Consider the following 26469-nt stretch of genomic DNA (forward strand, 5'->3'; position numbering starts at 1 on the left):
CGTTGCCGGACAACGGGTGGAGTCGGTTCGTTTCAGGCGTTTCCGAGCCTGTTCTTGTAGACTGAGAGATGCGTGTAGGCGGCGGCGAGCAGCGGCGCGGACGAGGTCGCCGATGATGTTCTCAACCTCGACCGGCCGTGCCTTCAGGAGGTCTCGGTACATCGAGGACGTCAGAGGTGAACCCTTGGCGTCTTGCCCGTCGCGCTTGAGCCAGTCGCCGTGGTCCAGCATCAGGAATCGGGTGAAGGCGCTCGGTCCAAGATGCTCCTCGACCCGGCTCCGGAACGCCGCCTCGTCTCGCGCACCAGCTGGGAGGGCCGGCCAGCCGACCTCCTCGATTGACCCCACCGCGTGTTCGAAGGCGGCGACGACCGTCTCGAACGAACGCGTGGTGACGTGCTCGACGTGTTGGACCCGCAGTTCCTGGATTCTCTTCGTTCGTCCGTGATCACGGGTCCGGGCAGGACACCCGTCGCGTCAGATATGTGCATTGGCCCTTATTAGGAAGCCGATGTCGAGCGGCGCGTATCGATCAGGCCACTCACGTCGTCCAGGAGGTCTGTCCGACCGGCCGACCTGCCGACATCGTGCGTTCCGACACGCCCGTCAGGAAGACGAACAGCGGCGGCATTGACGTCCGTCTCGCTTCCAAATAAATGTTGATCATAATGATTGGAGCGGTCGGAAACGGCCGCAGAGGAGCGGTGCGATGGACCCCAGGGCTTTCCTTGTGCTGACCCCGCTAGCTCTGGCAGCATGCTCGCCGGCCGAGACCGCAGTGCCCCCGGAGCCGCCGCTGGTCCAGACCGTCGCGGTCGCTCCGGCGAAGCTTGGCATCGCGCGCTACACCGGTGTCATCCGCGCCCGTACCGAAAGCAATCTCGGCTTCCGCGTCGGCGGCAAGATCTACGAGCGCCTTGTCGATCCGGGGGACCACGTCCGGCTCGGTCAGCCCCTGATGCGCCTCGACCGGACGGACTTCACTCTCGCCCTCAACGCGGCGCGGGCCTCCGTCGAGGCGGCCCGGGCGCAGATGATCAAGGCCAAGGCTGACGATGAGCGCAGCCGCAAGCTCGTCGGGGACGGCTGGACCTCGAAGCAGACCTACGACCAGAACAAGGCCGCGGCGGATGCGGCCATCGCCCAGTTCGCCAACGCGGAGGCGCAGGCGAGCCAGGTCGCCAACCAAGCCGGGTATTCCGAGCTCCAGGCCGATGCCGACGGCGTCGTGATGGAGGTTCCGACCGAGCCGGGCCAGGTCGTCGCCGCCGGCCAGACCGTCGTCAAGCTCGCCCGTGACGGCGCCCGCGAGGCCGAGGTGTTCCTGCCGGAGGGGAGCCGGCAACTCGCGAAGGGGGCAGCGTCGGCAACCCTTTACGCCGAGGGCGAGACGACCTACCCGGCCAAGCTCAGGGAGCTGTCCGCCACCGCCGACCCGGCCACACGGACCTACCGGGCGCGTTACATCCTGTCGGGCGGCGGCGAGACTGCGCCGCTCGGCGCCACGGTGACGCTCCGGCTCGCGCCGGCGGATGCCGGGCATGCGGCGTCGGTCGACGTGCCGCTCGGGGCCCTGTTCGACATCGGGCAGGGTTCGGCGGTCTGGAAGTTCGACGCCGACACCAAGACCGTCACCGCCCAGCCTGTCTCCGTCGCCCGCATGTCGGAGGAAGGCGCTCAGGTCGTGTCCGGCCTCAGCCCGGGCGACCGAATCGTGTCGCTCGGCGCCCACCTCCTGAAGGCCGGCCAGACAGTGCGGCAGGCTCCCTCAAGCCTGACGGGAGTCACGCGATGACCGGCTTCAACCTCTCCGCCCTGGCGGTCCGGGAGCGGGCCGTCACGCTGTTCCTCATCATCGCGGTGACCGCCGCGGGCTTCTTCGCCTTCCAGAAGCTCGGCCGCGCGGAGGACCCGGCCTTCACCGTGAAGACGATGTCGGTCTCGGCAGCGTGGCCCGGCGCGACCACCTCGGAGATCCAGCGGCAGGTCGCCGACCCGTTGGAGAAGCGGCTGCAGGAACTCGTCTACTACGACCGCGTCGAGACCACGGTCCGTCCCGGCCTCATGCTGATGAAGGTCTACTTCAAGGACAGCATGCCGCCGGCAAGGCTGCAGGAAGAGTTCTACCAGGCCCGCAAGAAGCTCTCTGACCAGGCCTCCACGCTGCCGCGCGGCGTGCTCGGGCCCTTGTTCAACGACGAGTTCTCCGACGTCTACTTCGCACTCTACGCGCTCCAGGCCCAAGGTCAGCCGCACCGGCATCTCGTGCTGCGCGCCGAAGATCTGCGCCAGCGGCTCCTGCGCGTGCCCGGCGTCGAGAAGATCAACATCCTCGGCGAGCAGGCGCAGAAGATCTTTGTCGAGATTTCTTATCAGCGCCTCGCCACGCTCGGCATTACCGGGCAGCAGTTGCTCGCGGCGTTGGCGAACCAGAACGACGTGACGCCGGCCGGCTTCGTCGAGGCCGACGGCCCGCGCGTGTACCTCCGGCTCGACGGCGCCATCGACGGCCTCGACACGATCAGAAACCTGCCGGTGGCGGTCGGGGACCGCAGCATCAAGCTCGGCGACATCGCCGAGGTGAGGCGCGGCTACGAGGACCCGAAGGTCTTCGAGATACGCAACGACGGCGAGCCGGCCCTCATGCTCGGCCTCGTCATGAAGCCGGGCTTCAACGGCTTGGCGCTCGGCGAAGCGCTCAACGCCGAGGAGGTGGCGATCCACCACGAACTCCCCATCGGCATCACCTTCAAAAAAATTACAGACCAGGCGAAGGTCATCGACGACGCCATCCATGAGTTCATGGTGAAGTTCTTCACCGCGCTCTCGGTGGTCATCGTGGTCAGTCTGGTCGCGCTGGGCTTCCGGGTCGGCATCGTCGTGGCGCTCGCGGTCCCGATCACGCTCGCGGCCGTGTTCGTGGTCATGATGGTCACCGGGCGCGACTTCGACCGCATCACGCTCGGTGCGCTGATCATCTCGCTCGGCCTGCTCGTAGACGACGCCATCATCGCCATCGAGATGATGGTCGTGCGCATGGAGGAGGGCTACGACCGCGTCGAGGCGGCGACCCATGCCTGGAGCGCCACCGCCGCGCCAATGCTGACCGGAACGCTCGTCACCATCGCGGGCTTCCTGCCGGTCGGCTTCGCCGCCTCCACGGCGGGCGAGTACGCCGGCAACATCTTCTGGGTGGTCGGCTTCTCGCTGATCATCTCCTGGATCGTGGCGGTGACCTTCACGCCCTACCTGGGCGTCAAGCTCCTGCCCAACATCCAGAAGGTGGAAGGCGGCCACGAGGCGATCTACGCCACGAGGAACTACGAGCGCCTGCGCCGCGTGGTGCGAGCCTCCGTCGACCACAAGTGGCTGGCGGCCGGGATCACGGTCGGACTGTTCGCCCTCGCCGTCGTCGGAATGGGCCAGGTCGAGAAGCAGTTCTTCCCGAACTCGGAACGCCCCGAACTGATCGTCGAGGTGACGCTGCCCACCGGCTCCGCATTCGCGACGACCGAGGCGAGCGTGAAGAAGGTCGAGGCGGCCGTCCGCGGGCTCCCCGAGGCGCGCGAGATCACGAGCTACATCGGTCAAGGCATGCCGCGCTTCGTGCTCTCGTTCGACCCCGAACTGCCTGACCCCGCCTTCGCGCAGATCGTCGTTCAGACCTCCGACGCTGCGTCCCGCGACGCGCTCCGCATCAAGCTTCGCAAGCTCGTGAGCGACGGGTTGTTCCCCGAGGCACGGGTGCGCGTCCTGCAGATCGTGTTCGGCCCGCCGATCCGCTTCCCCGTCGCCTTCCGGGTGGTCGGACCGGACCCCGACGTCATCCGCGGCATCGCCGCGGAGGTCCGGGATGTCATGATGGCCAACCCCAACATGCGTCTCGTCCATCTCGACTGGGGCGACAAAACCCCGAGCCTGCACCTCGCCCTCGACCAGGAGCGCCTGCGCCTGATCGGCCTGACGCCGAAGGAGGCCGGCCAGCAGCTGCAGAGCTACCTCAATGGGACGCCGGCGACCCAGGTCCGCGAGAACCTGCGCTCGGTGGACGTGCTCCTGCGCAGTCCCGGCCCGGAGCGGCGCTCACTCGGCGACATCGGCGACCTGACCCTGACCACCCATGACGGGCGCCAAGTCCCGGTCTCGCAAGTCGCGCACCTGGAGAGCCGCTACGAGGACGCGGTGCTCAAGCGCTACAACCGCGACACCTACATCCGGGTGCAGGGCGACGTGCTCGACGGGAAGCAGCCGCCGGACATCCACGCGCAAATCTTTCCCACGCTCGACGCGATCAAGGCGAAACTGCCGACCGGCTACCGCATCGACACGGCCGGCGCGGTGGAGGAGAGCGTGAAGGCGATGAACGCTCTGGTCGGGGTCTTCCCTCTGATGCTGATCGTGACCCTGACGGTCATCATGCTGCAGGTCCGCTCGTTCACCACCATGTTCATGGTGTTCGCCACTGCGCCGCTCGGGCTCGTGGGCGCCGTCCCGACGCTGCTGATCTTCCACCAGCCCTTCGGTTTCAACGCGATCCTCGGGTTGATCGCGCTATCGGGCATCCTGATGCGCAACACCTTGATCCTGGTGGACCAGATCCACCACGACCGGGCCGCGGGCCTGTCGGACTACGAGGCTATCGTCGAGTCCACGGTGCGGCGGGCGCGTCCTGTGATCCTGACGGCTGCGGCCGCGATGCTGGCCTTCATCCCGCTGACGCATTCGGTGTTCTGGGGCGCGCTGGCCTACGTGCTGATCGGCGGCGTCGGCGTCGGGACCCTGCTGACGCTGCTGTTCCTGCCAGCCCTCTACGCCCTCTGGTTCCGGGTCAGACGGGCGCCCGTCGCAACTGGCGTCGCATCCGGATCCGACACGATGCCGGTTCAGGCGGAGCGTTGATCCAAGACACGGATCGATGTCCCGTTGACGGGACATTCCGGGATCGCGCGTTCAAGCACCGAACGCGCGATGCACCGGCCGGCCTGCGACCAAGCCCCCCTACGCAGGCCGGCCGGTTGTTGCGCCGAAATCGCTTCGTCTCGCTCGGCAACATCCAGCTGCCCCGCAACGGTCGCACGAGGGACGACTCTTCTTAGATGACGATTGGCATCTATATTTGACACGGTAACGCCGGAGGATCAGGCAATGCCCAGGGTTTCGCAGGAACAGGCCAGGACCAACCGGCGACGGGTCGTGGAGGTCGCCGCGTCGCTGTTCCGGGAGCGTGGCATCAATGGCGTCGGCGTGGCCGACATCATGGCGTCTGCCGGCCTCACTCATGGTGGGTTCTACGGTCAGTTCGCCAACAAGGAAGCGCTCGCGGCCGAGGCGTTCGATACCGCGTTGGACGAGGAATACCGCGGGACCGTCGACTCCAACATCGCCAACTATCTCTCCCTCGCGCACGTCCGGTCACCCGGGATGGGATGTCCACTCGCCGCACTGGCGAATGACGTCGCGCGGGAGCCGCGGGGCGGCCCCGTCCGCGCGCGCTTCACCCAAGGCGTCGAGCGCATGGCCTCCATCCTCGCCGCCCTGACGCCCTGGGCAGCCAAGGAGCGCCGCAGGCAACGGTCCCTGGCGACGCTTTCGACGATCGTCGGTGCCGTCGTCCTGGCACGAGCTGTCGACGACGAAGCGTTGGCGACCGAGCTGATCGAAGCGGCGCAGACTTCCGTCTCGGCATGACAACCTCGGGACCGGGCTGGCCGTGACGGCTCGCGCCTCAAGGCGACGCGGTCCCTGACGACCTGAAGGAATGCCCGAACCTAGCCTGTCGGGACCGAGCGTGTCGGGACCTGCCTGTGCGCCGCGCCGCCGCCGCGCGCACGATCTAGACGAGAGGAACTCCATGCGCGAACGGATCGTGGTCACGGGTATGGGCGTCGTGTCCCCCCTGGGCTGCAGCGTCGAGGGCATGTGGCGCAGGCTTGTCGCATCCGGGTCCGGGCTGCGGCGCCTCCCAGACGACCTTGTCCCCGACATCGACGCCAAGGTCGCCGGGCTCGTGCCGTCCCGGGACGAGGACCCGGACGGGTTCAATCCGGACGCCCTCATCCCGGTGAAGGACCGCCGCAAGATGGACCGTTTCATCCAGTTCACGCTGGCGGCCGCGGACCAGGCGCTTCGACAGTCAGGCTGGACGCCGTCCAGCGAGGCGGAACGCGTCCGCACCGCGACAATCGTGGCGTCCGGCATCGGTGGCTTCCAGAGCATCACCGACGCGGTGGAGACCGTACGCACCCGCGGTGCGCAGCGCCTGTCGCCCTTCACGGTACCGTCTTTCCTGGTCAACCTAGCCGCCGGCCACGTATCCATCCGGTACGGCTTCAAGGGACCGCTCGGCGCGCCCGTCACCGCCTGCGCGGCGAGCGTCCAGGCCATCGGGGACGGCATGCGCCTCATCCGCGGCGGCGAGGCGGACGTCGTCGTATGCGGTGGCGCGGAGGCCTGCGTCACCCGGGTCGCGCTTGGCGGCTTCGCTGCAGCCCGCAGCCTCTCGACGGCCTACAATGACACGCCCGAGGCGGCCTCCCGTCCGTTCGACCGAAGCCGCGACGGCTTCGTCATGGGAGAGGGCGCCGGCATCCTCGTGCTGGAGACCTTGGACCATGCACAAGCGCGCGGTGCCGTCCCGCTGGCCGAACTGGTCGGGTACGGCACCAGCGCCGACGCCTACCACCTCACCGCCGGCCCGGCTGACGGCAGCGGCGCCCGACAGGCGATCACCACGGCCCTGGCTATGGCGGGGCTCGAACCCGTCGCCATCGGCTACGTGAACGCGCACGCGACCGCGACCTCGGTCGGTGATGCGGGCGAACTGGCGGCGCTCAGGTCCGTCTTCGGCGAAGGCGGCCCGGCAATTTCCTCGACAAAGTCCGCGACCGGGCACCTTCTCGGAGCGGCGGGCGGCCTGGAGGCGATCATTACGATCCAGGCGCTGCGTGAGGGCATCCTCCCGCCCACGCTCAATCTTACAGACCCCGATGAGGCCGCTGACGGCCTGGACCTGATCGGTCCGTCGGCGCGGCCGGCAACCGTGGACTACGCTCTCTCGAACGGCTTCGGCTTCGGGGGTGTGAACGCGAGCATCGTCCTGAGACGGATGCCCACCCGGTGAGGGACCGCGCTCCCGGAAGCTAGACACTCGCGAATGAGCCTGCGCGGCTATTGACGCATCGCCGTTACCATAATAGATGTTGATCATAATCTTTATTCCGCCATGAGTGCCCCGGAGGGGGCCGATCACGCCATCTCAGGCACGGCACTGGAGTTCGCACCCGATGGACGAGCTCAAGCCAATCGCTGATCCGAAATCGCTCAAAGCCGACTTGTCCTCGGACGCGCCCGAAACCCGCACCGGCACGGGCCGCTTCGGAGGTGGAAGGCCCGGACTGAACCGACTCCGCGCCATGGCCGCGGGGGAAATCCTGCCTCCGTCCTCAATGAGCCTGCTCGGCATCGAGTTCGTTTCGGTTGCCGAGGGCAACATCGCGCTGCGCCGAAGGCCCGACGAATATCTCTACGATCCCTTCGGCCCGGCCCATGCCGCTACCGTTGCCGCCCTGTTCGACGTGGCGCTCGGCTCCACGTTCGAGTCCGTCCTGCCGCACCGTCGGACCTACACGACGCCGGACACCCGGATCAGCTTTCGGCGTCCCGCGACGGCCACGTCGGAAACTCTGACAGTAAAATCCAATATGATCGACGTGGAAGAGGAGCGTTTGGCCGCTGAGGCGCAGCTCACCGATGCCAACGGGCAGACCTGCACCACGGAGACGATGACCTGCCTGATCGTCGATACCACCGAAGATAGTGTTCCAGCTGAGCCAAACCGAACGTGGGATGTGCAAGACTGGTACAAAGTCTGTTGACGCCACGTTTTCGATCAACATGGAGGCCTGACCATGCGTGACATCGTCCTCTGCAATCCCGTGCGGACCGCCATCGGCGCCTATGGCGGCAGCCTGAAAGGTGTCGCCGCGACCGAGCTCGGCGCGACCGTCATCCGCGAGTCCCTTCGCCGTTCGGGGCTGGACGGCGGCAGGCTCGGAAGCGTGACGATGGGCAATGTCGTCCAGGCCGGGAACCGCATGAACCCGGCCCGCCAGGCCGCGGTGAACGGGGGCGTCCCGGTCTCGGTGCCGGCCCTGACGGTGAACCGGGTCTGCGGCTCCGGCGCCCAGGCCATCGCGACGGCCGCCGACGAGATCCGGCTCGGCCACCACGATGTCGCGCTGGCGGGCGGCATGGAGAACATGGACCGGGCGCCGTACCTGATGGAGGGCGGTCGCTGGGGCCATCGCATGGGTCATGCCCAGATCCTCGACAGCATGCTGAGCGACGGGCTCAACGACGCCTTCTCGGGCGAGCATTCCGGGTGGCACACCGAGGACTTGACGACGCGTGCCCAGATCGGTCGCGATGCTCAGGATGCCTGGGCGGCCCGTTCTCAGGCGCGGTTCGAGAAAGCTCGGTCCACCGGCGCGTTCGATGCCGAGATCGTCGCCGTCGAGGTCACGGGCCGCAAGGGGGTGGAGACCTTCGCTCTCGACGAGGCGCCGCGGCCGGAGACCACCGTCGACACGTTATCGAAGCTCAAGCCCGCCTTCCGCAAGGACGGGACGATCACTGCGGGCAACGCGCCCGGCCTGAATTCCGGTGCGGCGGCGATGCTGGTGGCCGAGCGGAGTTTCGCCGACGCCAACGGTCTGGAGGCGTTCGGACGGCTCGTCGCCTACGGCATCGGGGCCTGCGAGCCAGGCCTGTTCGGCCTGGGGCCGGTGCCAGCCGTCCGCCAGGCGCTGGAGCGTGCCGGGTGGTCGCTCGGAGACGTGGAGCGCGTCGAGATCAACGAGGCCTTCGCGGTCGTGCCCCTGGCCGTCGCCAAGGAGCTTGGCCTGCCCGAGGACATCGTCAACGTCGAAGGTGGCGCCATCGCACACGGCCATCCCATCGGCGCGACCGGCGCGGTCCTGACGACCCGCCTGCTCCATTCCATGCGTCGCGACGGCATCCGTCGCGGTCTGGTCACCCTCTGCATCGGCGGGGGACAGGGCATCGCGCTCGCGGTCGAGGCCGCCTGACGGTCCGACTCCAGACTGCGCTTGGCCTCAGCGGCTTCTGCGAGGCGCTCCGGACCCGAACCGCCCCCCCCTCCCGGCGAACGAAGTGGTCGTGCCATGTTACGCATCAAGACGGCCCAGCACGCGGTGGGGATCCCGGCGCTGTCGCTGGCGATTGCCTGGGCGGCCTTGCCAGCGTCCGCCGCGGATGGGCCGACTGCGATACGGCTGCCGGACACCGGCCGTTTCCCGGAGAGCGTGACGTCCCTCGCCGACGGCACGCTGTTCGTCAGCAGCATCGCCGACGGGGGCGTCCTTAGGATCGCGGGCGGCGTGGCGGTGGCGACGCCCTTGGTGAAACCCGGCGAACACGGCAAACGGTCGACCTTCGGGCTACTGGCCGACGAACGGCGGGGCACCCTGTGGGTCGCGTCGCATGACGCCACAGCCATTGTTGCGCCTGGGCCAACCGCCACCGAGGGCGGGTGGTCCAAGGCGTTCGACCTCGCGTCTGGGACCCTCAAGCTTCGCCTCCGGCTGCCGGGCGGAAAGGCCCTGTCGAACGACTTCGCCCTGGACGGGGACGGCGCGCTCTACGTCACCGACACGCTGGCGCCGCGGATCCTGAGGCTCGAGCCGGGCGCCACGCTGCTCTCCGCGTCATCCAGGGACGGCCGGGAGGCGCCGAGCTTCCACCTGCGCTCCGCCGACGTCGAGTAGGCGACGCCCGGCAATCGGAGGCGTCGCGTGTTCCGGCCGCCCCGGAGCGCACTGTCGACAAGCGAGGACATGCCCATGATCGGGTCAACGGTCCGGAAACTGCGCTCGCCGGCGACGTGGCGAAGACTTTGGGCGAGGCTCGTGGCGATGGAGGCTGCCCTGGCCACGACCGAGGCGGAGATCCACGACCGGCGCATCTCACGGCTCGAAGCGGAGATGGTCGAGGCGCGCGCTCGGATCGGCCTCCCGACGCTCGCCGCCCCGTCGAGATCGGTGGCGTCGTCAGGCCCACCGTGAATGGTTCGCCCATCATCGATGTGGGAGCCCCGACAAGGGCGACATCGGAGGCCGGGCTCTCAACGAGCGCGAGCTGGTCGCGAAGGTCTGTTTGCCGAAGGGAGCCGTTGTGATGTCGCAGGTAACGATCGACACCGTAGAGGATGACGCTCGGACGTACACGCGCCGCTGGCTCCAAGCGGGTGACATAGCCTACGCCACGCTTAAAGACGGGACGCGGGTGCGCTACGTCAGGTCCGGCGAAGGGCCAGATCTCGTCCTGACGCACACCGTGCGCACGCAGCTCGACATCTTCCAATTCGTGATCCCCCTGCTGTCGCGGCACTTCACCGTCTACGCCCTCGACCTCCCGGGTTTCGGATGGTCGGACCTGCTGCTGGAGCGCTCGAAGGACGAGCCGACGCTTCGCGCGCAGCTCAAGGAATTCCTGCAGGTGCTCGGCCTCCGCCGTCCGATCCTTGCCGGCGAATCGATTGGCGCCACGCTCTCGCTTTCTCTGGCGGCAGAACTCGGCGACGGGGTGGACCGCGTCGTGGCCTTCAACACCTACGACTACCTGCCCGGTCTGGAGCGGGCCAACCTGCTCGCATCGGTGATCATCAAGAGCGTGCGTGCACCCCTGATAGGCCCGGTCTTCGCGGCGACTGAGAACCGTTCGATCACCGGGGGCATCCTCAAGGGCGGCTTCGCCGACCCGCGGAAGCTGCCCGACGACCTGCTCGACGAGATCTCGCGTGTGGGCATGCGTCGCGATTACGGGAAAGGCATGCGGCGGCTCCTCAAGGCGCTTCCGAGCTTCGTCGCGGCCCGTTCGCGATACGGCGCCATCAAGGCACCCGTCACGCTCGTGTGGGGTGAGCGCGACTGGTCTTCCTACGAGGATCGCGCCGGCGTCGGACGGAGCGTGCCTGCGCCGGAGGTCATAACCCTCGCAGACACGGGCCACTTCAGCGCGCTCGAGCGTCCTCAGGACTGGGCGAGCATCATCATTTCGGCCGCGAAGAATTGAGCGTGGAAAGCACGATATGTCCGATGCGACCTTGGTCTCGCCGGCTTCCCGGCACCTGCGATCTTCGAACGCCGCGAGGCGGAGGGGAGGCCCCGTCGACATCGGTGAATGGATGGTGCGACCTGAGGCGTCGAGCGCATGGCCGTGTTCCGCACCGCTCACGGGAGGTTCGCGGATCCGTCGCGTGGCCACGGGCCCGTCGCGCCGAACCGTGTTGTTCGGTAGCGGAGCCTTCGTGCTAGCTGGCAATGCCGCCCACGGGGCCGGGCATTCTTCAGGAGTAGCGAGTTTCCCGATGAAGAACCCCGAGATCTCGTCCGTTCCCATCACGACCGAGCACGTCACGATCCGGTCAGCGAAGCCGTTCGAGGCGGTGCGGGCGGCCTTGGAGGCCGCGTTGCCATCGATCGACAATGCCTACGTTCAGCTTCTGGCTGCAGGAAAGGTTGATGCGGCCCGCGATCTTCTGGGGAAACAGGCACCCCTCTCGATCTTCGGCACGCGGAATCATGGCCGGTTGCTGCAGGTCGCCGGACTGCAACGCCGGGCGATCCAGTACGACATCGGCAACCCGCTCACGGCCTCACCGGGCGGCCCTCGCGCAGCACCACCCCGGTCGGCAGGTTCCGGGGCGCGATCCGGCACAGGGCGTCGCCGAGGTGGTCGACCACGCTGCCGGCGGTGAACGGGTCGTTGATGCCGGGCGAGAGCGCCCGCGCCGCGATCTCCACCAACTGCCGCACTGAGTATTCCAGGTCCTGCAGCGCGGCTGGACGGCGACCGAGCGTTACCGCGTTCAGAATCGCGGCCTCGGCCTCCTCGACCGGTGCGGACAGGAACGCGACGGGGAAGCCGCTCGGCACGTAATCGCCCGGCCGCACACGCAGGGTGACCGTGATGCCGCGCTCGTGGGCCCAGTCCGCCAAGGCGGCCTCGTCGAGGGCCTGCACGTAGCCCCCAACGGTCGCCGCCACGGCCCTTTCTGTCGGCGCGTCGTCGGGACGGGCGGCCCCCGCCTCGTCCCGGGTGTGCGCCGCGATGGACCGACAAAGGTCTTGCTGAACGGCGTCGACCACGGTCTCGATGTTGATGCTCGTGGCGATGTGGTGGACGAACCAGACCAACGTGCCGACCGCGACCAGCGCCATGACGAGGGCGCCGGTGATGGCGAGGTGCGGGACGAACGGCTCCTCCTCCACGGTGCGCACGGTTCGTAGGACCATCAACGAATAGGCGAAGGTCCCGAGGAAGATGCCGAGCCCGGTCTGGTTGCGGGCATCTCGAATGAAGTTGCGCAGGAGTCGGGGCCCCATCTGGCCGGAGGCCAGGGTCAGGGCGGCGATGGTGATGGAGAAGGTCGTGCCGGCGACCCCTCTGTTCGAGGAGGCGATGGCGCTGAGCAGCGCCCGCGTGCCCTCTGCCCCGCCGGAATAGCCTTAGTTGGCGTCCGGCGGGGAGGCGGCGTAGCCGGCGACGTGGGTCGTCTCCAGCCAGACACCGAACTGGGCCAGCAGGACGCAGCCGAGGACGACGAAGGCCGGGCGCAGCCAGAACAGGTCGCCGAGGATTTCCAGCCAGGCTTTGACGCGCGCGTTCATCGTTGCGGACCGACACCGTTCGAGCCCGGCAACGACCGGCACGATGGGGCGTTCCGGATGATCGCTGGCGGGAAGGACTCCCCTTGATCTCGATCTTCGACCTCGCCGCGATGTTGCTGACGCTGTCGGCTCTGTTCGGCTGGCTGAACCGCCGCTTCTTGCGTATGCCGCACAGCATCGGCCTACTCGTGATGGGGCTTCTCGCGTCGCTCGCGCTGGTCCTGGTCGACGTCGCCTTCCCGGCGCAGCACCTCTACCAGGACCTGACGAGCGTCCTCGACCAGGTCGACTTCACCGGCGTGGTCATGAACGGCATGTTGGCCTTCCTGCTGTTTGCCGGCGCGATGAACCTCGACCTCCGGGCGCTGAGGGAACGGGCCCTGGCGGTGGCAACCCTCGCGCTGCTCGGGACCGTCATCTCCACGGCCTTGGTCGGTGGGGCGTTCTGGGCGGCGGGACAGGGGCTCGGCAGCCCGGTGCCGCTGGCCTGGGCCCTGGTGTTCGGCGCCCTCATCAGCCCGACCGACCCCGTCGCGGTGCTGGCCACGCTGAAGAACGTAGAGGTTCCGGAAGCCCTCGAAGTCGAGATGCAGGGCGAGGCGCTGTTTAACGACGGCATCGGCATCGTGCTGTTCACGGTGCTCGTCGCCTTCGCGTCTGGCAGGGGCGGCGACGCAACGAGCGCGGGCGGAGTGGTGAGGCTCCTCCTCCACGAGGCCGGGGGCGGCATTCTGCTCGGCGTCGTCACCGGCTACGTCGCCTACCGCGCGATGAAGGCCATCGACGATTTCCCCGTGGAGGTGCTGATCACGCTTGCCCTCGTTACTGGGACCTACGCCATCGCGCAGAAGCTCGGGGCGAGCGGCCCGCTCGCGGTTGTGGCCGCCGGGCTGCTGATCGGCGAGCGCGCGCCGCGCTACGCGATGAGCGACACCACCCGGAAGTACGTCTCGGCCCTGTGGACGCTCGTCGACGAGGTGCTCAACTCCGTCTTGTTCCTTCTGATCGGCCTGGAGGTGCTCGTCCTGCGCTTCCAGGTCTCCGGCCTGGCGCTGGCCGCCTGCGCCGTCCCCGTCGTGCTGGTCGCCCGCCTCGTCGCGGTCACGACGCCCGTCCTGATGTTTCGCTGGGGCGGCAACCTCTCGCTCGGCAACGTGCCGTTCCTGACCTGGGCCGGCGTGCGCGGCGGCATCTCGGTGGCGCTGGCCCTCTCGATCCCGGAGAGCGAGGCCAAGCCGGCCATCCTGGCGTCGACCTACGCGGTGGTGCTGTTCACCATCGTCGTGCAGGGGTCGACCCTCGGTTTCGTCGCAAGGAGGACCCTACGTTCAACTTAGGGCGTCCGGACCGTCCTCTTCGAGACCCATCGGCCTCCGTCGTGTCAAATGTAGTGAGCCTGGGCGGGCGCGCGGCTATTCCGTGGCCTCTGCGGAGACTCGGCGGCGTTTAGGGGAACAACTCCAAGAGGAGCGGTCACGTGGAGGCGGTGTCTGCTTCTGCGAGGTTGCTCGCGACCTTTGAATGACCGGGATGGGCGCTGAGTTGAAGGTCTGCTTTTAGGCTCGGATCCAAACCCCGCATCCCACCCAATACAGACCGTCTGCCTAATTTCTAAACTGAGACGCTCTCCAAACGGTCGATCTCGCCTCGGCCAAACGTATTGGCAGCGGGCGGCGCACGGCTCGAAAGCAATGCCGCCCCGGCGTCTTTTGCGCGAAAACCCGTTCCCATGGAGGCGGAGAGGCCGTCCTTATCCCGCGGGCGCAACAGGTCGAGCTGCGCAGAGCCGCCTTCACGAGCCGAAAAACTCCACGCACACGACCGTTCCGACCGTACCCCCGCAGGCCAGGGAGCCCCCGAGCTGGCCTGCGAGCCCCTGCGAGATCCGGTAGCCCAGGCTCTTGTTCCTGCCAGGGTCGAACCCCGACGACATGCCCCGGCCGTCGTCCGCGACCGGGAGCGCCAGGCGCCCGAGGTCCAGCCGTTCGAGCCGGATCGTGATGGTGCCGCCCCCGCCCGGGACGAAGGCATGCTTCAGCGCGTTCGTGACGACCTCGACGACGGGCAGCGACAGCGTGGTGAGCCGTGTGAGATCGAGGGCCAGCGGCGGCACGTCGACGCGGCAGACGCCGTTTTGCGCACCGGTGGCGTCGAGGAGGTCCGTGCCCGGCTCCTGGAGGTACTGCCCGACCGGGCGGCTGATCCGCTCGGGATCGTACAGGCGCCAGTGGATGCGCGAGAGGGTCTCCAGCCGCACCCGGGCCTCGTCCAGCGCGCCCTCCGCGGCGGCCGGGCGGCACAGGGGACCGGGATCGAACGGCGTCTCCGGACCCGGCGCCCAGGCGTGGCCGCTGCTCGCGGCGAAGCCGAACGGCAGGGCCGCCGCGGCGGCACCCGCGCGCAGCAGGAACCGTCGCGACGGGTGCGAGCCGGACCGCGGGGCCATTTCACGCATGACGCTCTCCGAGGCGCCGCGGCGCGCGCGGCTTTGGGTTGTGACGGCGCGCATCTGCGCCCGACCTCACGGCCGGGACGTCAGCGTGCAGCGATCCTTCGGGGACGGTCGTTAAGCTCAGCCTATGTATCCAATTTTCAATCCCGCCGGCGGGAAGTCAATAAAACGCTGTTTTAAAACAACGCTCTTGTTCGCGACGAATCGAGCGCCGACGACCGTTCCGAAAGAACGATCGGTTCGCGTCCGCTCATGCTTGCCAAGGCGACCGCAATTCACGCGGTGCGTGTGTGAGCGCGTGCATCAGCGCCGAATGTCCGCCCGGAACGGACCTGCGAAACTGCCTCCCGGCGAAAATCTATGTATCGACCGACACGGCGAGTTTAGCATTGCTGGATTTATCTAATTATATAGAATGATCTTCTTTCCAGGCGCCATTATTTAGGGCTGCGCTTCATTGACGATCGCCCGGACTCGGCGGAATCTCAGCCGGCCTGTCGCGGCGCAACCCGTTGGAGCGACATCTGCGCGACGCGCTCTGCGCCCGGATCCACTGGCCCCAGGCCGATGCGGTGCGTGCCGCGGCCGGCCGTGCCGCGCTGGGCGCCTGATTCGAACCATCCTCGTCCCGGAGTCCGTCATGAGCCCGCTGCCTCCCGACGCGATCGAGTTCATCGGCTACGTCGCCCCACGCCACGTCTCGGAGATCCACCTGGCCTCCGGTCCGGTGATCGACCGGGATTACCTGCGCCTGCTCGCCCAGGCCCACGAATGGGGCGGCTTCGATCGGGTGCTGGTGGCGTTCCACTCGACCGCGCCCGATTCGATCTTGCTGGCGGCGCAGATTGCCGCGGTGACGGAACGGCTCGGTCTGATGATCGCCCACCGCCCCGGCTTCACGGCGCCCATCGTCGCGGCGCGCCAATTCGCGACCCTCGACCATCTCACCGGCGGCCGCGTCGCGATCCACGTGATCACCGGCGGCGACGACCGCGAACTCGCGCAGGACGGCGACCATCTCACCAAGGACGAGCGCTACGCCCGGACGCGCGAATTCCTCGACATCGCCCGGCTGAGCTGGGAGGCCGCCGCGCCGTTCGACTACGCGGGCACCTATTACCGGATCGCCGATGGCTTCTCCGAGGTGAAGCCGGTGCATCCGGCGGGCATCCCGGTCTATTTCGGCGGCGCCTCGCCGGCGGCGCTCGCGGTTGCGGGCCGGCACGCCGACACCTACGCGCTGTGGGGCGAGACCCAGGAGCAGGTGCGCGACCTCATCGCCCGGGTCCGGGCGGCTGCCGCGCCGCATGACCGCTCGCCCCGCTTCAGCCTGTCCTTTCGGCCGATCCTCGCTGCCACGGAGGAGCAGGCCTGGGCGCGGGCCGAGTCGATCCTCGCCCGGACCCGGGCGATCCGGGCGGCGCGGGGTCTCGGCCCGGCCGCCACGCCGCAGAACGAGGGATCGCGGCGCCTGCTCGCGGCGGCGGCGCAGGGGTCGCGCCTCGACCGGCGCCTCTACACGGCCATCGCCATGGAGACCGGTGCGGCGGGCAATTCCACGGCCCTGGTCGGTACCCCCGAGCAGGTGGCCGAAGCGCTGCTCGGTTATTACGACCACGGTATCCGCACGTTCCTGATCCGCGGCTTCGATCCACTCGAAGATGCGATCCAGTACGGCCGTGAGCTGCTGCCGGCCTTCCGGGACCTGATCGCCCGGCGCGGCCGCGCCGCGGAGGCCGCATGATGCGCCGACTGCTCGCCCTCGCGCTCCTGGCGCTCCTCGCCGCCCTCCCCGCCCGGGCCGAGGACCTGCTGCGGGTCGGTGACCAGCGCGGCAATGCCCGCGCTCTGATGGAGGCAGCCGGTGTCCTCGAGGGCCTGCCCTACCGGCTCGAATGGAGCGAGTTTCCGGCCGCCGCGCCGCTTCTGGAGGCGCTGAACGCCGGTGCCATCGACGCGGGCGGTGTCGGCGACGCGCCCTTCACCTTCGCGGCCGCCGCGGGCGCGCCGGTCAAGGCGTTCCTGGCCTTCCGCAACCGGCAGGACGGGCTCGCGATTCTGGTGCGGCCGGATTCGCCGATCCGGGCCGTGGCGGATCTGAGGGGCCGGCGCATCGCCACCAACCGGGGTTCCATCGGCCATCAGGTCGTGCTGGCCGCCCTGGAGGAAGCCGGGCTGCCTGCCGACAGCGTCACCTTCAGCTTCCTGCCGCCGGCGGACGCGAAGCTCGCCCTGGCTTCCGGCGCCGTCGATGCGTGGTCGACCTGGGAGCCCTACACCTCGGCGGCCGAGCTCGCCGGGCTGGTGCGCGTCGTGCGCGACGGCAACGGCATCACCCCCGGCCTCAGCTACGCCGTGGCCAGCGAGACCGCGCTGAAGGCCAAGCGCGCGCTGCTGGCCGATTACGCGGCCCGCCTCGCCCGGGCCCGCGCCTGGGCGCTGCGCGATCCCGCCCCGTATGCCGCGGTCTGGTCGAAGCTCATCGGCCTGCCCGAGGCGGTTCCGTTGCGCTGGTTCGGCCGGGCGCAATACCGCACCGTGCCCATCGACGCGGACGTGGTCGCGGGCGAGCAGCGGATCATCGACCTCTATGTCCGCGCCGGCCTGATCCCGCAGGTGCGGGCGCCGCGGGCCGAGGCCATCCTCGATCCCGGATTTTCCGAAGCCCCGCTCGCCGTGCGATGATTGTGGCGGAGGACCCGACATGCACGACAGCGGCGACGAGCATAGCCACGCCCAGGACCCGGCGACGGCGGAGCACCAGCACGGCAGCGCCGAGCGGTGGAAGCACGACGGCGTCCGGGTAATCCCCGGCGACCGGCTGGATGCCAACACGGCACAGACGCCCGGCATGTTCCGGCAGGCGGCGATCAACGCCGCCCGGGTCGGCGCGCAGAAGATCTGGGCCGGCACGGTGGCGATCCAGCCCGACGCCAAGACCGGCGTCCACCATCACGGCGCACTGGAGAGCGTGATCTACGTGGTGTCGGGCCGGGCCCGCATGCGCTGGGGCGACAGCCTCGAATACGTCGCCGAGGCCGGCCCTGGCGACTTCATCTTCGTGCCCCCCTTCGTGCCGCACCAGGAGATCAACGCCTCGACCGACGAGCCCCTGCACTGCGTGCTGGTGCGCTCCGACAACGAGGCGGTGGTGGTCAACCTGCCCGATGTCCAGGCGGCCGAGCGGCCCGAGACAGTGTACTGGGTCGACCCCATCCACAAGCACCCGTGAGACGACGGAGGCCACCCCGATGAGCCGGGACCGTCAGCTGCATCTCGGCGCGTTCATGCGCCCGGTCGGAATCCACACGGCGTGGTGGCGCTATCCCGGCGGCTATCCGGATGCGAACTTCAATTTCGCGCATCTGGCCCAATTCGCCCGGCGCCTTGAGGCCGCGAAATTCGACGCGTTCTTCATGGCCGACCATCTGGCGGTGATGAACATGCCGATGGCGGCGCTGCGCCGTTCGGCCACCGTGACGTCGTTCGATCCCCTGACCCTGCTGCCGGCGCTCGCCGTGCTGACCGAGCGGATCGGGCTGATCGCGACAGCCTCGACCACCTACAACGAGCCCTACCACGTCGCCCGCAAGTTCGCGTCCCTCGACCACATCTCGAACGGGCGGGCCGGCTGGAATCTCGTCACCTCGGGCAACCCGGACGAGGCCCTGAATTTCGGACGCGACGCGCATGTCGATCACGCCACGCGCTACGCCCGGGCCCGCGAGTTCTTCGACGTGGTCACCGGGCTGTGGGATTCCTTCGCCGACGACGCCTTCCCGATGGACCCGGAGAGCAACCTGTTCGTCGATCCGGCGAAGATCCACGTCCTCGACCATCGGGGCGAATTCCTCAAGGTGAAGGGCCCGCTCAACATCGCCCGCCCGGTCCAGGGCTGGCCGGTGATCGTGCAGGCCGGCGCCTCGGAGGCGGGCAAGCAGATCGCGGCCGAGACCGCCGAGATGGTGTTCGGCTCCGGCTCGACCCTGGAGGCGGCCCAGGCCTTCTACGCAGACGTGAAGGGCCGGATGCCGGCGGCCGGACGCGATCCGGACAGTCTGAAGATCCTGCCCGGCTGCTTCGTGGTGCTGGGCGAGACCGAGGCGGAGGCGCAGGCCAAGAAGGCGCGCCTCGACGATCTCGTCCATCCCGATAGCGGGCTCGCCAACCTGTCGGTGCGCCTCGGCGTCGATGCCACGGGCTTCGACCTCGACGCGCCGCTGCCCGACCTGCCCGAGACCAACGCCAGCAAGAGCGGACAGGCGCAGATCGTCGATTACGCTCGCCGCACGGGTGCGACCGTGCGGGAGCTCGCCCGCAAGGTCGGCGGCTATGGCGGGCTGCAGATGGTCGGGACCCCGGCCCAGGTCGCCGACCGCATGGAGGAATGGCTGGAGACCCGGGCCTGCGACGGCTTCAACGTTATGTTTCCCTTCGTGCCGGAGGGACTCGACGACGTGGTCGACCGCCTGGTGCCCGAGCTGCAGCGCCGGGGCCTGTTCCGCATCGACTATTCGGGCACCACCCTGCGCGATCACCTCGGCCTCAAGCGGCCCGCGAATCGCCACTTCACCGACTGAAGCCCGTTCTGTCGGCTGGCGGGGCAGAAGCCGGCCGCGCCGGTCTCAGCGCCCCTGCGCGTCGCGCAGGACCGCCCGAACCTGACCGGCGGCGACGGCGAGCGCAGTCTCCTGCGGGGCGCCATCAGCCTCGTCCTGCGCCAGTGAACCGAGCCTGTAGGCGATTCGGTGCTCGACGGCCTGCAGCAACTCGCGCGCCGGTTCCGCCTCGATGCGAAGCAGCGTCTGCGCGAGATCAAGATAGGCGCTCCGAAGGAGGCTGAAGGCGAAGCGTGTCGCGGCTTCATCCGCGATCGGTGTCATATCGGTCATGGCGTGTTCCTGACTAAAAACACGCTCCCCAGAACGCCGGTTCTATATATCGCGATTCTATGATTGTAAATCTGTCTGATGTGAAGTGTTCGAGCCTCGGCGATCGCTTCCGAAAATTATAACCTATGATGGCACTGCTGTGCTTCCGGGATCGGCCGGTTCAGGCTGCGTCCAGCCGGCACCGGCACTGCGTCAGAGACGCGCTTTCTCCGCTTCCGGGGCTACTGACTTCGTCACGCTTTCGGGGCGGTAGGAGCATCGAAGTCGATCTCGACCCAGTCGGAGCAGGACCGTTGCGCGCGAGGCAGAGGGCGCGCGGAGATGAGCGTGCCGGAGAGCGGCCGCCGCAGAGCAGGAAGAGGCTCGAGGCGGCGCAATTTTTCTGACCGTCCAGCGAAGAGTTTTTCAGCAGCACACCCGTCCACTTTTGCGATACTGTCCCCGGAGCGGCACGGCCTGCGTGCAATGCCGTAAATATTGATGCGCTGCAATAATACGACCAGACGAAAACGAACCGGGCGCACTCGGCCGGTGACAGTCTCGGAGGCGGCCGGCTTCGCGCCTGGTCGCCGATCCGGACCCCAGGGAGGATCACGGGCTTCATGAGGAAGAACAAGGTCATCTCGGCGGACGAGGCCATCGCGCTGATCCGCGAGAACGACGTCGTCACCACCACGGGGTTCGTCCAGAGCTGCATCCCGGAGGCGCTGCACGCGGCTCTGGAGAAGCGCTATGTCGAGACCGGCTCGCCGCGCGGGCTGACACTGATCATGACGGCGGGCGCCGGCGACAGCAAAGGCCTCGGCACCGGACGGTTGCATCATGACGGCCTGCTCGCGCGGGTGATCGCGGCCAATTTCGGTCGCATGCCCAAAGTCGCCAAGGCCGCCCAGGACAACCTGATCCGCGGCTACAACCTACCGCAAGGTGTGATCTCGCAGCTCTACCGGGCCTGCGCGGCGGGCCAGCCGGGCCTGTTCTCGAAAGTCGGCCTGAAGACCTATGTTGATCCGCGCCACGGCGGTGCCAAGGTCAATGAACTGACCACCGAGGACATCGTCAAGCTCGTGGAGGTCGATGGCGAGGAATGGCTGTTCTACACGGCCACCAAGATCGACGTGGCCTTCATCCGCGCCACCTCGGCCGACCCGTCGGGCAACCTGTCCTACGAGAAGGAGGCGCTCACGCTGGACTGCCTCGCCCAGGCCATGGCGGCCCGCAACAACGGCGGCATCGTCATCGCGCAGGTCGAGCGTATCGTCGATGACGGCTATCTGCTGCCCAAGGACGTCCGCGTGCCCGGCATCCTGGTCGACTGCGTCGTGCTGGCCGAGCCGGAGATGCACCGGATGAATTACGGCGTGGTCTACGACGCCGCGCTCGCCGGAGAGATCCGCGTGCCGGTCACCGGGATCAAGCGCATGGCGCTCAACGAGCGCAAGATCATCGCCCGGCGGGCCGCCTTCGAGCTGCCGCCGAACGGCGTGGTCAATCTCGGCGTCGGGGCCCCGGAGGGCATCTCGTCGGTGGCCAACGAGGAGAAGATCACCCCATACATCACGCTCACCACCGAGGCCGGCGCGGTCGGCGGCGTGCTGGCCTCCGGCTCGAGCTTCGGCGCGGCCACGAATGCTGACTGCATCATCGACCAGAACCAGATGTTCGATTTCTACGACGGCGGTGGCCTCGACATGACCTGCCTCGGCATGGCCGAGTGCGACGAGGCCGGCAACGTCAACACCTCGAAGTTCGGCGGCAAGCTGAACGGCTGCGGCGGCTTCATCAACATCTCGCAGAATGCCCGCACCGTGGTGTTCGCCGGAACCTTCACGGCGGGCGGGCTGGAGATCGCCGTCAACGATGGTCAGGTCCGGATCCTGACCGAGGGCAAGGCCCGCAAGTTCGTCGGCAAGGTCCAGCAGAACACCTTCTCGGGGCCCTACGCGGTCGAGCGCTCACAGCCGGTGCTCTACGTGACCGAGCGCTGCGTCTTCCAGCTCACTCCGGAGGGGCTCGAGCTGATCGAGGTCGCGCCCGGAATCGACATCGAGCGCGACATCCTCGCCCACATGGACTTCAAGCCGGTGGTGCGGAACCCGATGCCGATGGATCCGCGGATTTTCCGCGAGGATCCGATGGAGCTGATCTCGGACCTGCTCAACCTCGATCTCAAGTCGCGCGTCAGCTACGACGGCGAGCGCAACATCCTTTTCGTCAACCTCGAAGGCTGGTACTGCCGGGTGAAGGGCGACATGGACGAGCTGCGCCTGACCATCGTCGAGGCCTGCCGGAAGGCCGGCCAACGGGTCAACGCCGTGATCAACCACGACGGCTTCCGGCTCAACGAGAACCTGGTCGACGACTACGCCGGGATGGTCCAGTACCTGCAGGCGAACTACTATGCGACTACGACCCGCTACGCGACGAGCGCCTTCCTGCGCCTGAAGATGGAAGAGGCTCTGAATAGACGCGGCGTCGCCCCGCATGTCTTCGAGCGCAGGGAAGAGGCGCAGGCCTTCGTCAGCAGCACCGAGGACAAGAAGGCGCGCAAACGGATCTCGCCGGCCGTGGCTTCGGCGGCCTGAGATCGCGCAAGGCGCCCGGAGGCGTTCCGGGCGGATGCGGGACCGCTCCGTTCTGGTATACGGGCCGAATGCCGTTCTCGTCCCGGATCCTGCGGGTGAGCGTCGCGAGGAGCTCTGCCCTGCACCCGCATCTGCGCGATCTCGTGGCACCGGTCGAGCGAGACGCGGTCTCCGGTGCGGATTGGGCCGCGCAGGTCGCGGCGCTGGCCCACGAGGCCCTCATCGGCGAATTGGAGACGTGGCCGAAGCCGGGCCTCGTCAGCCCAGTGGATTCCGGCAGCCATGACGACATGGATGCCGACACCCTGCGCCGGAGTGCGGCAGCGATCCGGCCGTATTTCGCCGAGCTTGTCGAAGCCGGTGCGGCGGCGGCTGCCATGAGACAGCTCCGGGCGATCGGGATGCGAGCCGAAGCCGCGATGATGCGTGCCACCTTCGGCATCAACGCGCACCGCGGCGCGATCTTCTCGCTGGGCCTGATCTGCGCGGCGGCCGGTGCGATCGGCGGCCCCCCGGAATCGGCAGAGGCCTGCGCCGATACCGTGCGCCATCTCTGGGGCCTTGCGATCGCCGATTCGCCGCCATCGCCGGTCAGCCACGGCGGCCGGGCGGCGCGCCGCTACGGCGTCGGCGGGGCGGGTGCCGAGGCGGCGGCCGGCTTCCCGACCATCCGCAGCGTCGGCCTGCCGGCCCTGCGTCATGGCCGCCTCTGCGCGCCCGGGGATGCCGAGGCGGCCCGAGTCCAGTGCTTCTTCGCGCTCCTGGCGGTTGTCGACGACACGAATCTGCTGCACCGCGGCGGAGCGGACGGGCTGGCCGGCGCCCGGTCGGCGGCCGCGGATTTCGTGGCCGCTGGCGGGATCGCGGCGCCCGGCTGGCGCGATCGGGCCGTTGCGATCCACCGCGCCTTCGTTGCGGCGCGACTCAGCCCGGGCGGTTGCGCGGACCTGCTTGCGGCGACGCTGCTACTGGACGCGCTCGCGCGACCTCCTGGGCGCGGCGCATAGCTGACCGCGCGTGAATGGACCGTCCGGTCGCATTCAAGCGCGGCCGATCGATCCCCACATCGGATCCGTCTCCCGCCCCTCACCCGGTCCGCCCTTGACCTTCTTCCGGATCGCGCTTCTCGCGCTGGTTGCCCTCTTCCTCGTGCCGGTCGCGATTTCGGCCACGCTATACTGGTTGCGCGCAAGCGGCGACTGGCGGCTCGCCGACCGGTCGAGCAGCGGATTGCTGCCGCCTGCGGATCTGCATCCGGGTGCCGTGGTACGCATCTTCTCCGCCCGGACCGTCAGCTGGCGCGGCATCGTCGCGACGCACAGCTGGATCGTCATCAAGAGCCGCGACGAGCGCCGCTACCGTCGGTTCGACTACACCGCCTGGGGCCAACCGATCTGGATCGATCGGTTCGTGCCCGATGGCCGCTGGTTCGGGAACGCACCCGACGTCGTGTTCGCGGCGGACGGCCAGGAAGCCGAGGCCATGCTGCCGCGGATCCGCAGGGCCGTGGCCGAGTACCGCTTCGCCCGCCCCGGGGACTATGTCGTCTGGCCGGGTCCGAACTCGAACACCTTCGTCGCCGCGATCATGGCGGCGGTTCCGGAAATGCGCGCCACGCTCCCGACTACGGCGATCGGCAAAGACTTCCCCTACGACGGCCGCTGGATCGGGCGGACACCGTCGGGTACCGGCATCCGGATCAATCTCGGCGGCTATGCCGGCCTGACGCTCGGCTGGGTCGAGGGGCTCGAAGTGAACCTGCTCGGGGGCGTAGCCGGGATCGACCTGCGCCGGCCGGGGATCAAATTGCCGGCTCTCGGTCGGCTCGGCATCTGAGGGTCCGGGGCACGCCGCCAAGCGTCGCCTGTGGCCTCGAGGCCGGACGCGGCCCTGCTCAGGCCGCGCCCGTTCGCTCACGGTGCGGGTCGAGGGTCGGCACCGACTCCAAGCCCCTGCGAGCCATGCGTGTTTGTGGGTAGCCCGCTTCGCCGACGTCGACCCACGCGTTGGTCCAGCGCGGCCCTGAAGGATCCGACCCGGTAGTCCCGGCTCATGACGGAGAGCGCCTTTCGTCAGTCGCCCCGCGCACCCTTGATGACGACCCGCTTGCCCGTCATCACGACCGACTTCGTAACCGACTGACTGAGGACCGATCGCCAGTAGTCCGGGAAGGCGAGGCCGCGACCCTCATGCTCGAACGTGGCACTCGCCAGACCGCTCTCACTGACGAACAGCGTGTCCTCCACATTATAGTGCCGAGTCGAGACGGCTGCGAAGAAGCCGTTGTCGATCAGGCTGGCGATGTGGCGGGCCAGCCGGATCCTCGGGCGCCAATGATACTCGGCGACCGAGACGGGCTGGTTCATCACGTCCTCGACCGAGGCGGCATGACCCGTTCGCGTCTTGAGAAAGAACCCGTAATCGGGATCGTGCATCTCCCAGCCACGAGGACCCTTCAGTTCCAAGACGTGGTGGCTCCAAACCGTGGTCACCGGGCCGCCGGAGTACAGGGTCACGTACCGAACCGGCATGCCGACGCTCTCGGCGATGGCGGCCGCAGCAAGTGCCCTGTGGCCACATTCCAGGAACGGCGGACGTGCGCCGGCGGCTGCGTCTACAATCCGAAGCAAATTCTCATCGACGTTCTGAGACGGAAATGCCTTGCCCGCTTCCGAGAGCATGAGCCTGTATTCGGCGGGCGCCTTCCACATCGCTCTGGACAGAGCCCACCGCTTCAAGGTCGTTCGCGTCCGCGCTTCCCAGGGGTAATGCCAGCTGTTCGCGTAGACGAACCGGGCTACCGCCGTGGGGGTCGGTGGGGCGCCGTCGCCGGGCGAAAGTGTCTCGGCGATGCCGCGTGCCACGCCGCCGTCAACGGGGCGAAAATCCTTCCAACGCTGCGGCGAGGTCGCGCGCCGAGCGGAAGTGAACGTCAATGCCGGTAATCTCGGCGCCAAGAGCATTCATCATCTCCTCGACGCCAGTCGATCCCATCCGCCCGTCGCTTTCGGGGTTGCTGCGGAAGTACAGGCGTCCATCCTCTGTGAGGTGTTTTGTCACCAAATCCTTGAGGAAGAAGGCCCACTCCTTCTGCCCCCAAAGGTCCGGGCTGGAGTTGTTGTTGAAGCAAGTGGCGAAAGCTATGACAAGGTCGAACCGGCCACGATTAAGCGGCATCGGCGTGAAGGCGGTGATCCGGCAGACCGTGCGCTTAACGCCGAGTGCGGACGTGACCTCGTTGTAGAGCGGCAGCGTGTCGATATCGACCGCCTCGACCTCGTGGCCGAAGCATGAGCAGATGAACGGATAGTATCCGAAGCCTGTGCCGAGGTCCAAGATCCTCAACCGTGATCCCGAGTTCAAGTCGAGTGCCACCATATCCTTGTAATAGGCTGGGATATAGGCTTGATAGTTCAGGTATTTTTCGGCGGCCAGTCCGGGTGCATCGACGGCATAGCGGCTCTTGATGCGCTGAAATCGGGCGTTGCCGTCGATCAGCGATACGATCTGGTCGGCGGTCATCCCGGACGCGGGTTTGCTGCGCGCACGCCTGAAGAGATCGAACATCCGAACCTACCAGTTTTGGAGCGGCTGCATATTCACATATAGCAGGGCTGCGCAATACTAGTCGGTCTGATACTCATTCACATCTTCTTATCGGTCGTCTAATGTTCGGCAATCATCGCTAGCGGCCTAGAGACGTCGCGCGGCGAAGCTTCGCGTAGAAGCGGACGACGCATTCAGAGGATCTCCGCGGTTCGCGACCCCCCCTGAGATTCGGGGGCCGCCGCAGCCGAGCCCCCGAATCCAGAGCCGCAAAGCGTGCCTGCGGGGCACCGACGGCGGATCTG

General features: G+C 67.9%; 22 protein-coding genes and 3 pseudogenes. 18 read left to right on the top strand and 7 right to left on the bottom strand.

All coding sequences use genetic code 11. The features are described 5' to 3' along the window. Window positions 1-120: 120 nt before the first annotated feature. Window positions 121-231: pseudogene (locus JOE48_RS31195) on the bottom strand (hypothetical protein); the annotation flags it as partial. A 478-nt stretch (window positions 232-709) separates the two neighbouring features. Here JOE48_RS31195 and JOE48_RS06665 point away from each other — a divergent pair. From JOE48_RS06665 to JOE48_RS06705, 9 genes are all read left to right on the top strand, one after another. Further along, entirely contained in the window at window positions 710-1795 is a 1086-nt protein-coding gene (locus tag JOE48_RS06665) for an efflux RND transporter periplasmic adaptor subunit (protein ID WP_210028790.1), read from the top strand. Continuing rightward, window positions 1792-4899 (top strand): efflux RND transporter permease subunit, encoded by a 3108-nt coding sequence (locus JOE48_RS06670; RefSeq protein ID WP_210028791.1) that lies wholly within the window; start codon window positions 1792-1794, stop codon window positions 4897-4899. The genes JOE48_RS06665 and JOE48_RS06670 overlap by 4 nt, the downstream gene beginning before the upstream one ends. A gap of 246 nt (window positions 4900-5145) precedes the next feature. Next, window positions 5146-5688, top strand: coding sequence for a TetR family transcriptional regulator (locus tag JOE48_RS06675; protein ID WP_210028792.1), 543 nt, complete (start codon window positions 5146-5148; stop codon window positions 5686-5688). Window positions 5689-5851: 163 nt separating this feature from the next. Then, on the top strand, window positions 5852-7120 hold the full coding sequence (fabF, locus tag JOE48_RS06680) for a beta-ketoacyl-ACP synthase II (RefSeq protein ID WP_210028793.1): 1269 nt from the start codon (window positions 5852-5854) through the stop codon (window positions 7118-7120). 163 nt (window positions 7121-7283) lie between these two features. Continuing rightward, entirely contained in the window at window positions 7284-7874 is a 591-nt protein-coding gene (locus tag JOE48_RS06685) for a PaaI family thioesterase (RefSeq protein WP_210028794.1), read from the top strand. Window positions 7875-7907: 33 nt separating this feature from the next. Continuing rightward, complete coding sequence (locus JOE48_RS06690; protein ID WP_245252740.1) at window positions 7908-9086, top strand: acetyl-CoA C-acyltransferase; 1179 nt, start codon at window positions 7908-7910, stop codon at window positions 9084-9086. A 96-nt stretch (window positions 9087-9182) separates the two neighbouring features. Continuing rightward, window positions 9183-9785 (top strand): hypothetical protein, encoded by a 603-nt coding sequence (locus tag JOE48_RS06695; RefSeq protein WP_210028796.1) that lies wholly within the window; start codon window positions 9183-9185, stop codon window positions 9783-9785. A 75-nt stretch (window positions 9786-9860) separates the two neighbouring features. Further along, window positions 9861-10082: a hypothetical protein gene (locus JOE48_RS06700; RefSeq protein WP_210028799.1), complete on the top strand. Its 222-nt coding sequence runs from the start codon at window positions 9861-9863 to the stop codon at window positions 10080-10082. 112 nt (window positions 10083-10194) lie between these two features. Beyond that, entirely contained in the window at window positions 10195-11091 is an 897-nt protein-coding gene (locus tag JOE48_RS06705) for an alpha/beta fold hydrolase (protein WP_210028801.1), read from the top strand. Window positions 11092-11666: 575 nt separating this feature from the next. On the opposite strand, the pseudogene JOE48_RS06710 reads toward JOE48_RS06705, so the two are convergent. Both JOE48_RS06710 and JOE48_RS31015 read right to left on the bottom strand, forming a co-directional pair. Next, window positions 11667-12503, bottom strand: a pseudogene (locus tag JOE48_RS06710) (DUF2254 domain-containing protein); the annotation flags it as partial. Between the two features lie 24 nt (window positions 12504-12527). Further along, the gene (locus JOE48_RS31015; RefSeq protein ID WP_312893107.1) at window positions 12528-12689 is read right to left on the bottom strand and encodes a hypothetical protein; all 162 of its coding nucleotides are present in this window, start codon (window positions 12687-12689) and stop codon (window positions 12528-12530) included. A gap of 83 nt (window positions 12690-12772) precedes the next feature. On the opposite strand from JOE48_RS31015, the gene JOE48_RS06715 reads away from it, so the two are divergent. Beyond that, window positions 12773-14026 carry a sodium:proton antiporter gene (locus JOE48_RS06715; RefSeq protein ID WP_210028802.1) on the top strand — a complete coding sequence of 418 codons (1254 nt, stop codon included), beginning with the start codon at window positions 12773-12775 and terminating at the stop codon, window positions 14024-14026. A 455-nt stretch (window positions 14027-14481) separates the two neighbouring features. Here the strand turns inward: JOE48_RS06715 and JOE48_RS30780 are convergent, their stop codons facing one another. Further along, window positions 14482-15144, bottom strand: a complete 663-nt coding sequence (locus JOE48_RS30780) for a sensor histidine kinase (protein WP_312893109.1) — start codon at window positions 15142-15144, stop codon at window positions 14482-14484. 482 nt (window positions 15145-15626) lie between these two features. On the opposite strand from JOE48_RS30780, the pseudogene JOE48_RS30170 reads away from it, so the two are divergent. From JOE48_RS30170 to JOE48_RS06740, 5 genes and pseudogenes are all read left to right on the top strand, one after another. Next, a pseudogene (locus JOE48_RS30170) lies at window positions 15627-15752 on the top strand (acyl-CoA dehydrogenase); the annotation flags it as partial. A gap of 29 nt (window positions 15753-15781) precedes the next feature. Further along, complete coding sequence (locus JOE48_RS06725; RefSeq protein WP_210028803.1) at window positions 15782-16885, top strand: LLM class flavin-dependent oxidoreductase; 1104 nt, start codon at window positions 15782-15784, stop codon at window positions 16883-16885. Next, the gene (locus tag JOE48_RS06730; protein ID WP_210035613.1) at window positions 16885-17826 is read left to right on the top strand and encodes an ABC transporter substrate-binding protein; all 942 of its coding nucleotides are present in this window, start codon (window positions 16885-16887) and stop codon (window positions 17824-17826) included. The genes JOE48_RS06725 and JOE48_RS06730 overlap by 1 nt, the downstream gene beginning before the upstream one ends. Window positions 17827-17845: 19 nt before the next feature. Further along, on the top strand, window positions 17846-18373 hold the full coding sequence (locus JOE48_RS06735) for a cupin domain-containing protein (protein WP_210028804.1): 528 nt from the start codon (window positions 17846-17848) through the stop codon (window positions 18371-18373). 19 nt (window positions 18374-18392) lie between these two features. Then, window positions 18393-19721 (top strand): LLM class flavin-dependent oxidoreductase, encoded by a 1329-nt coding sequence (locus JOE48_RS06740; protein WP_210028805.1) that lies wholly within the window; start codon window positions 18393-18395, stop codon window positions 19719-19721. 45 nt (window positions 19722-19766) lie between these two features. On the opposite strand, the gene JOE48_RS06745 is transcribed toward JOE48_RS06740, so the two are convergent. Next, window positions 19767-20033 carry a hypothetical protein gene (locus JOE48_RS06745; RefSeq protein WP_210028806.1) on the bottom strand — a complete coding sequence of 89 codons (267 nt, stop codon included), beginning with the start codon at window positions 20031-20033 and terminating at the stop codon, window positions 19767-19769. Window positions 20034-20635: 602 nt separating this feature from the next. Here JOE48_RS06745 and JOE48_RS06750 point away from each other — a divergent pair. The 3 genes from JOE48_RS06750 (at window position 20636) to JOE48_RS06760 (ending at window position 24454) form a co-directional block, all read left to right on the top strand. Then, the gene (locus JOE48_RS06750) at window positions 20636-22618 is read left to right on the top strand and encodes an acyl CoA:acetate/3-ketoacid CoA transferase (protein ID WP_210028807.1); all 1983 of its coding nucleotides are present in this window, start codon (window positions 20636-20638) and stop codon (window positions 22616-22618) included. A gap of 131 nt (window positions 22619-22749) precedes the next feature. Continuing rightward, window positions 22750-23625 (top strand): triphosphoribosyl-dephospho-CoA synthase MdcB, encoded by an 876-nt coding sequence (mdcB, locus tag JOE48_RS06755; RefSeq protein ID WP_245253150.1) that lies wholly within the window; start codon window positions 22750-22752, stop codon window positions 23623-23625. Between the two features lie 94 nt (window positions 23626-23719). Next, window positions 23720-24454: a DUF3750 domain-containing protein gene (locus tag JOE48_RS06760; protein ID WP_210028809.1), complete on the top strand. Its 735-nt coding sequence runs from the start codon at window positions 23720-23722 to the stop codon at window positions 24452-24454. A gap of 236 nt (window positions 24455-24690) precedes the next feature. On the opposite strand, the gene JOE48_RS06765 is transcribed toward JOE48_RS06760, so the two are convergent. Next, on the bottom strand, window positions 24691-25581 hold the full coding sequence (locus JOE48_RS06765) for a hypothetical protein (RefSeq protein WP_210028811.1): 891 nt from the start codon (window positions 25579-25581) through the stop codon (window positions 24691-24693). Then, the gene (locus tag JOE48_RS06770) at window positions 25490-26185 is read right to left on the bottom strand and encodes a hypothetical protein (protein ID WP_210028812.1); all 696 of its coding nucleotides are present in this window, start codon (window positions 26183-26185) and stop codon (window positions 25490-25492) included. Before JOE48_RS06770 ends, JOE48_RS06765 begins: the two co-directional genes overlap by 92 nt. Window positions 26186-26469 lie beyond the last annotated feature (284 nt).

Source organism: Methylobacterium sp. PvR107, from assembly GCF_017833295.1.
Taxonomy (GTDB): domain Bacteria; phylum Pseudomonadota; class Alphaproteobacteria; order Rhizobiales; family Beijerinckiaceae; genus Methylobacterium.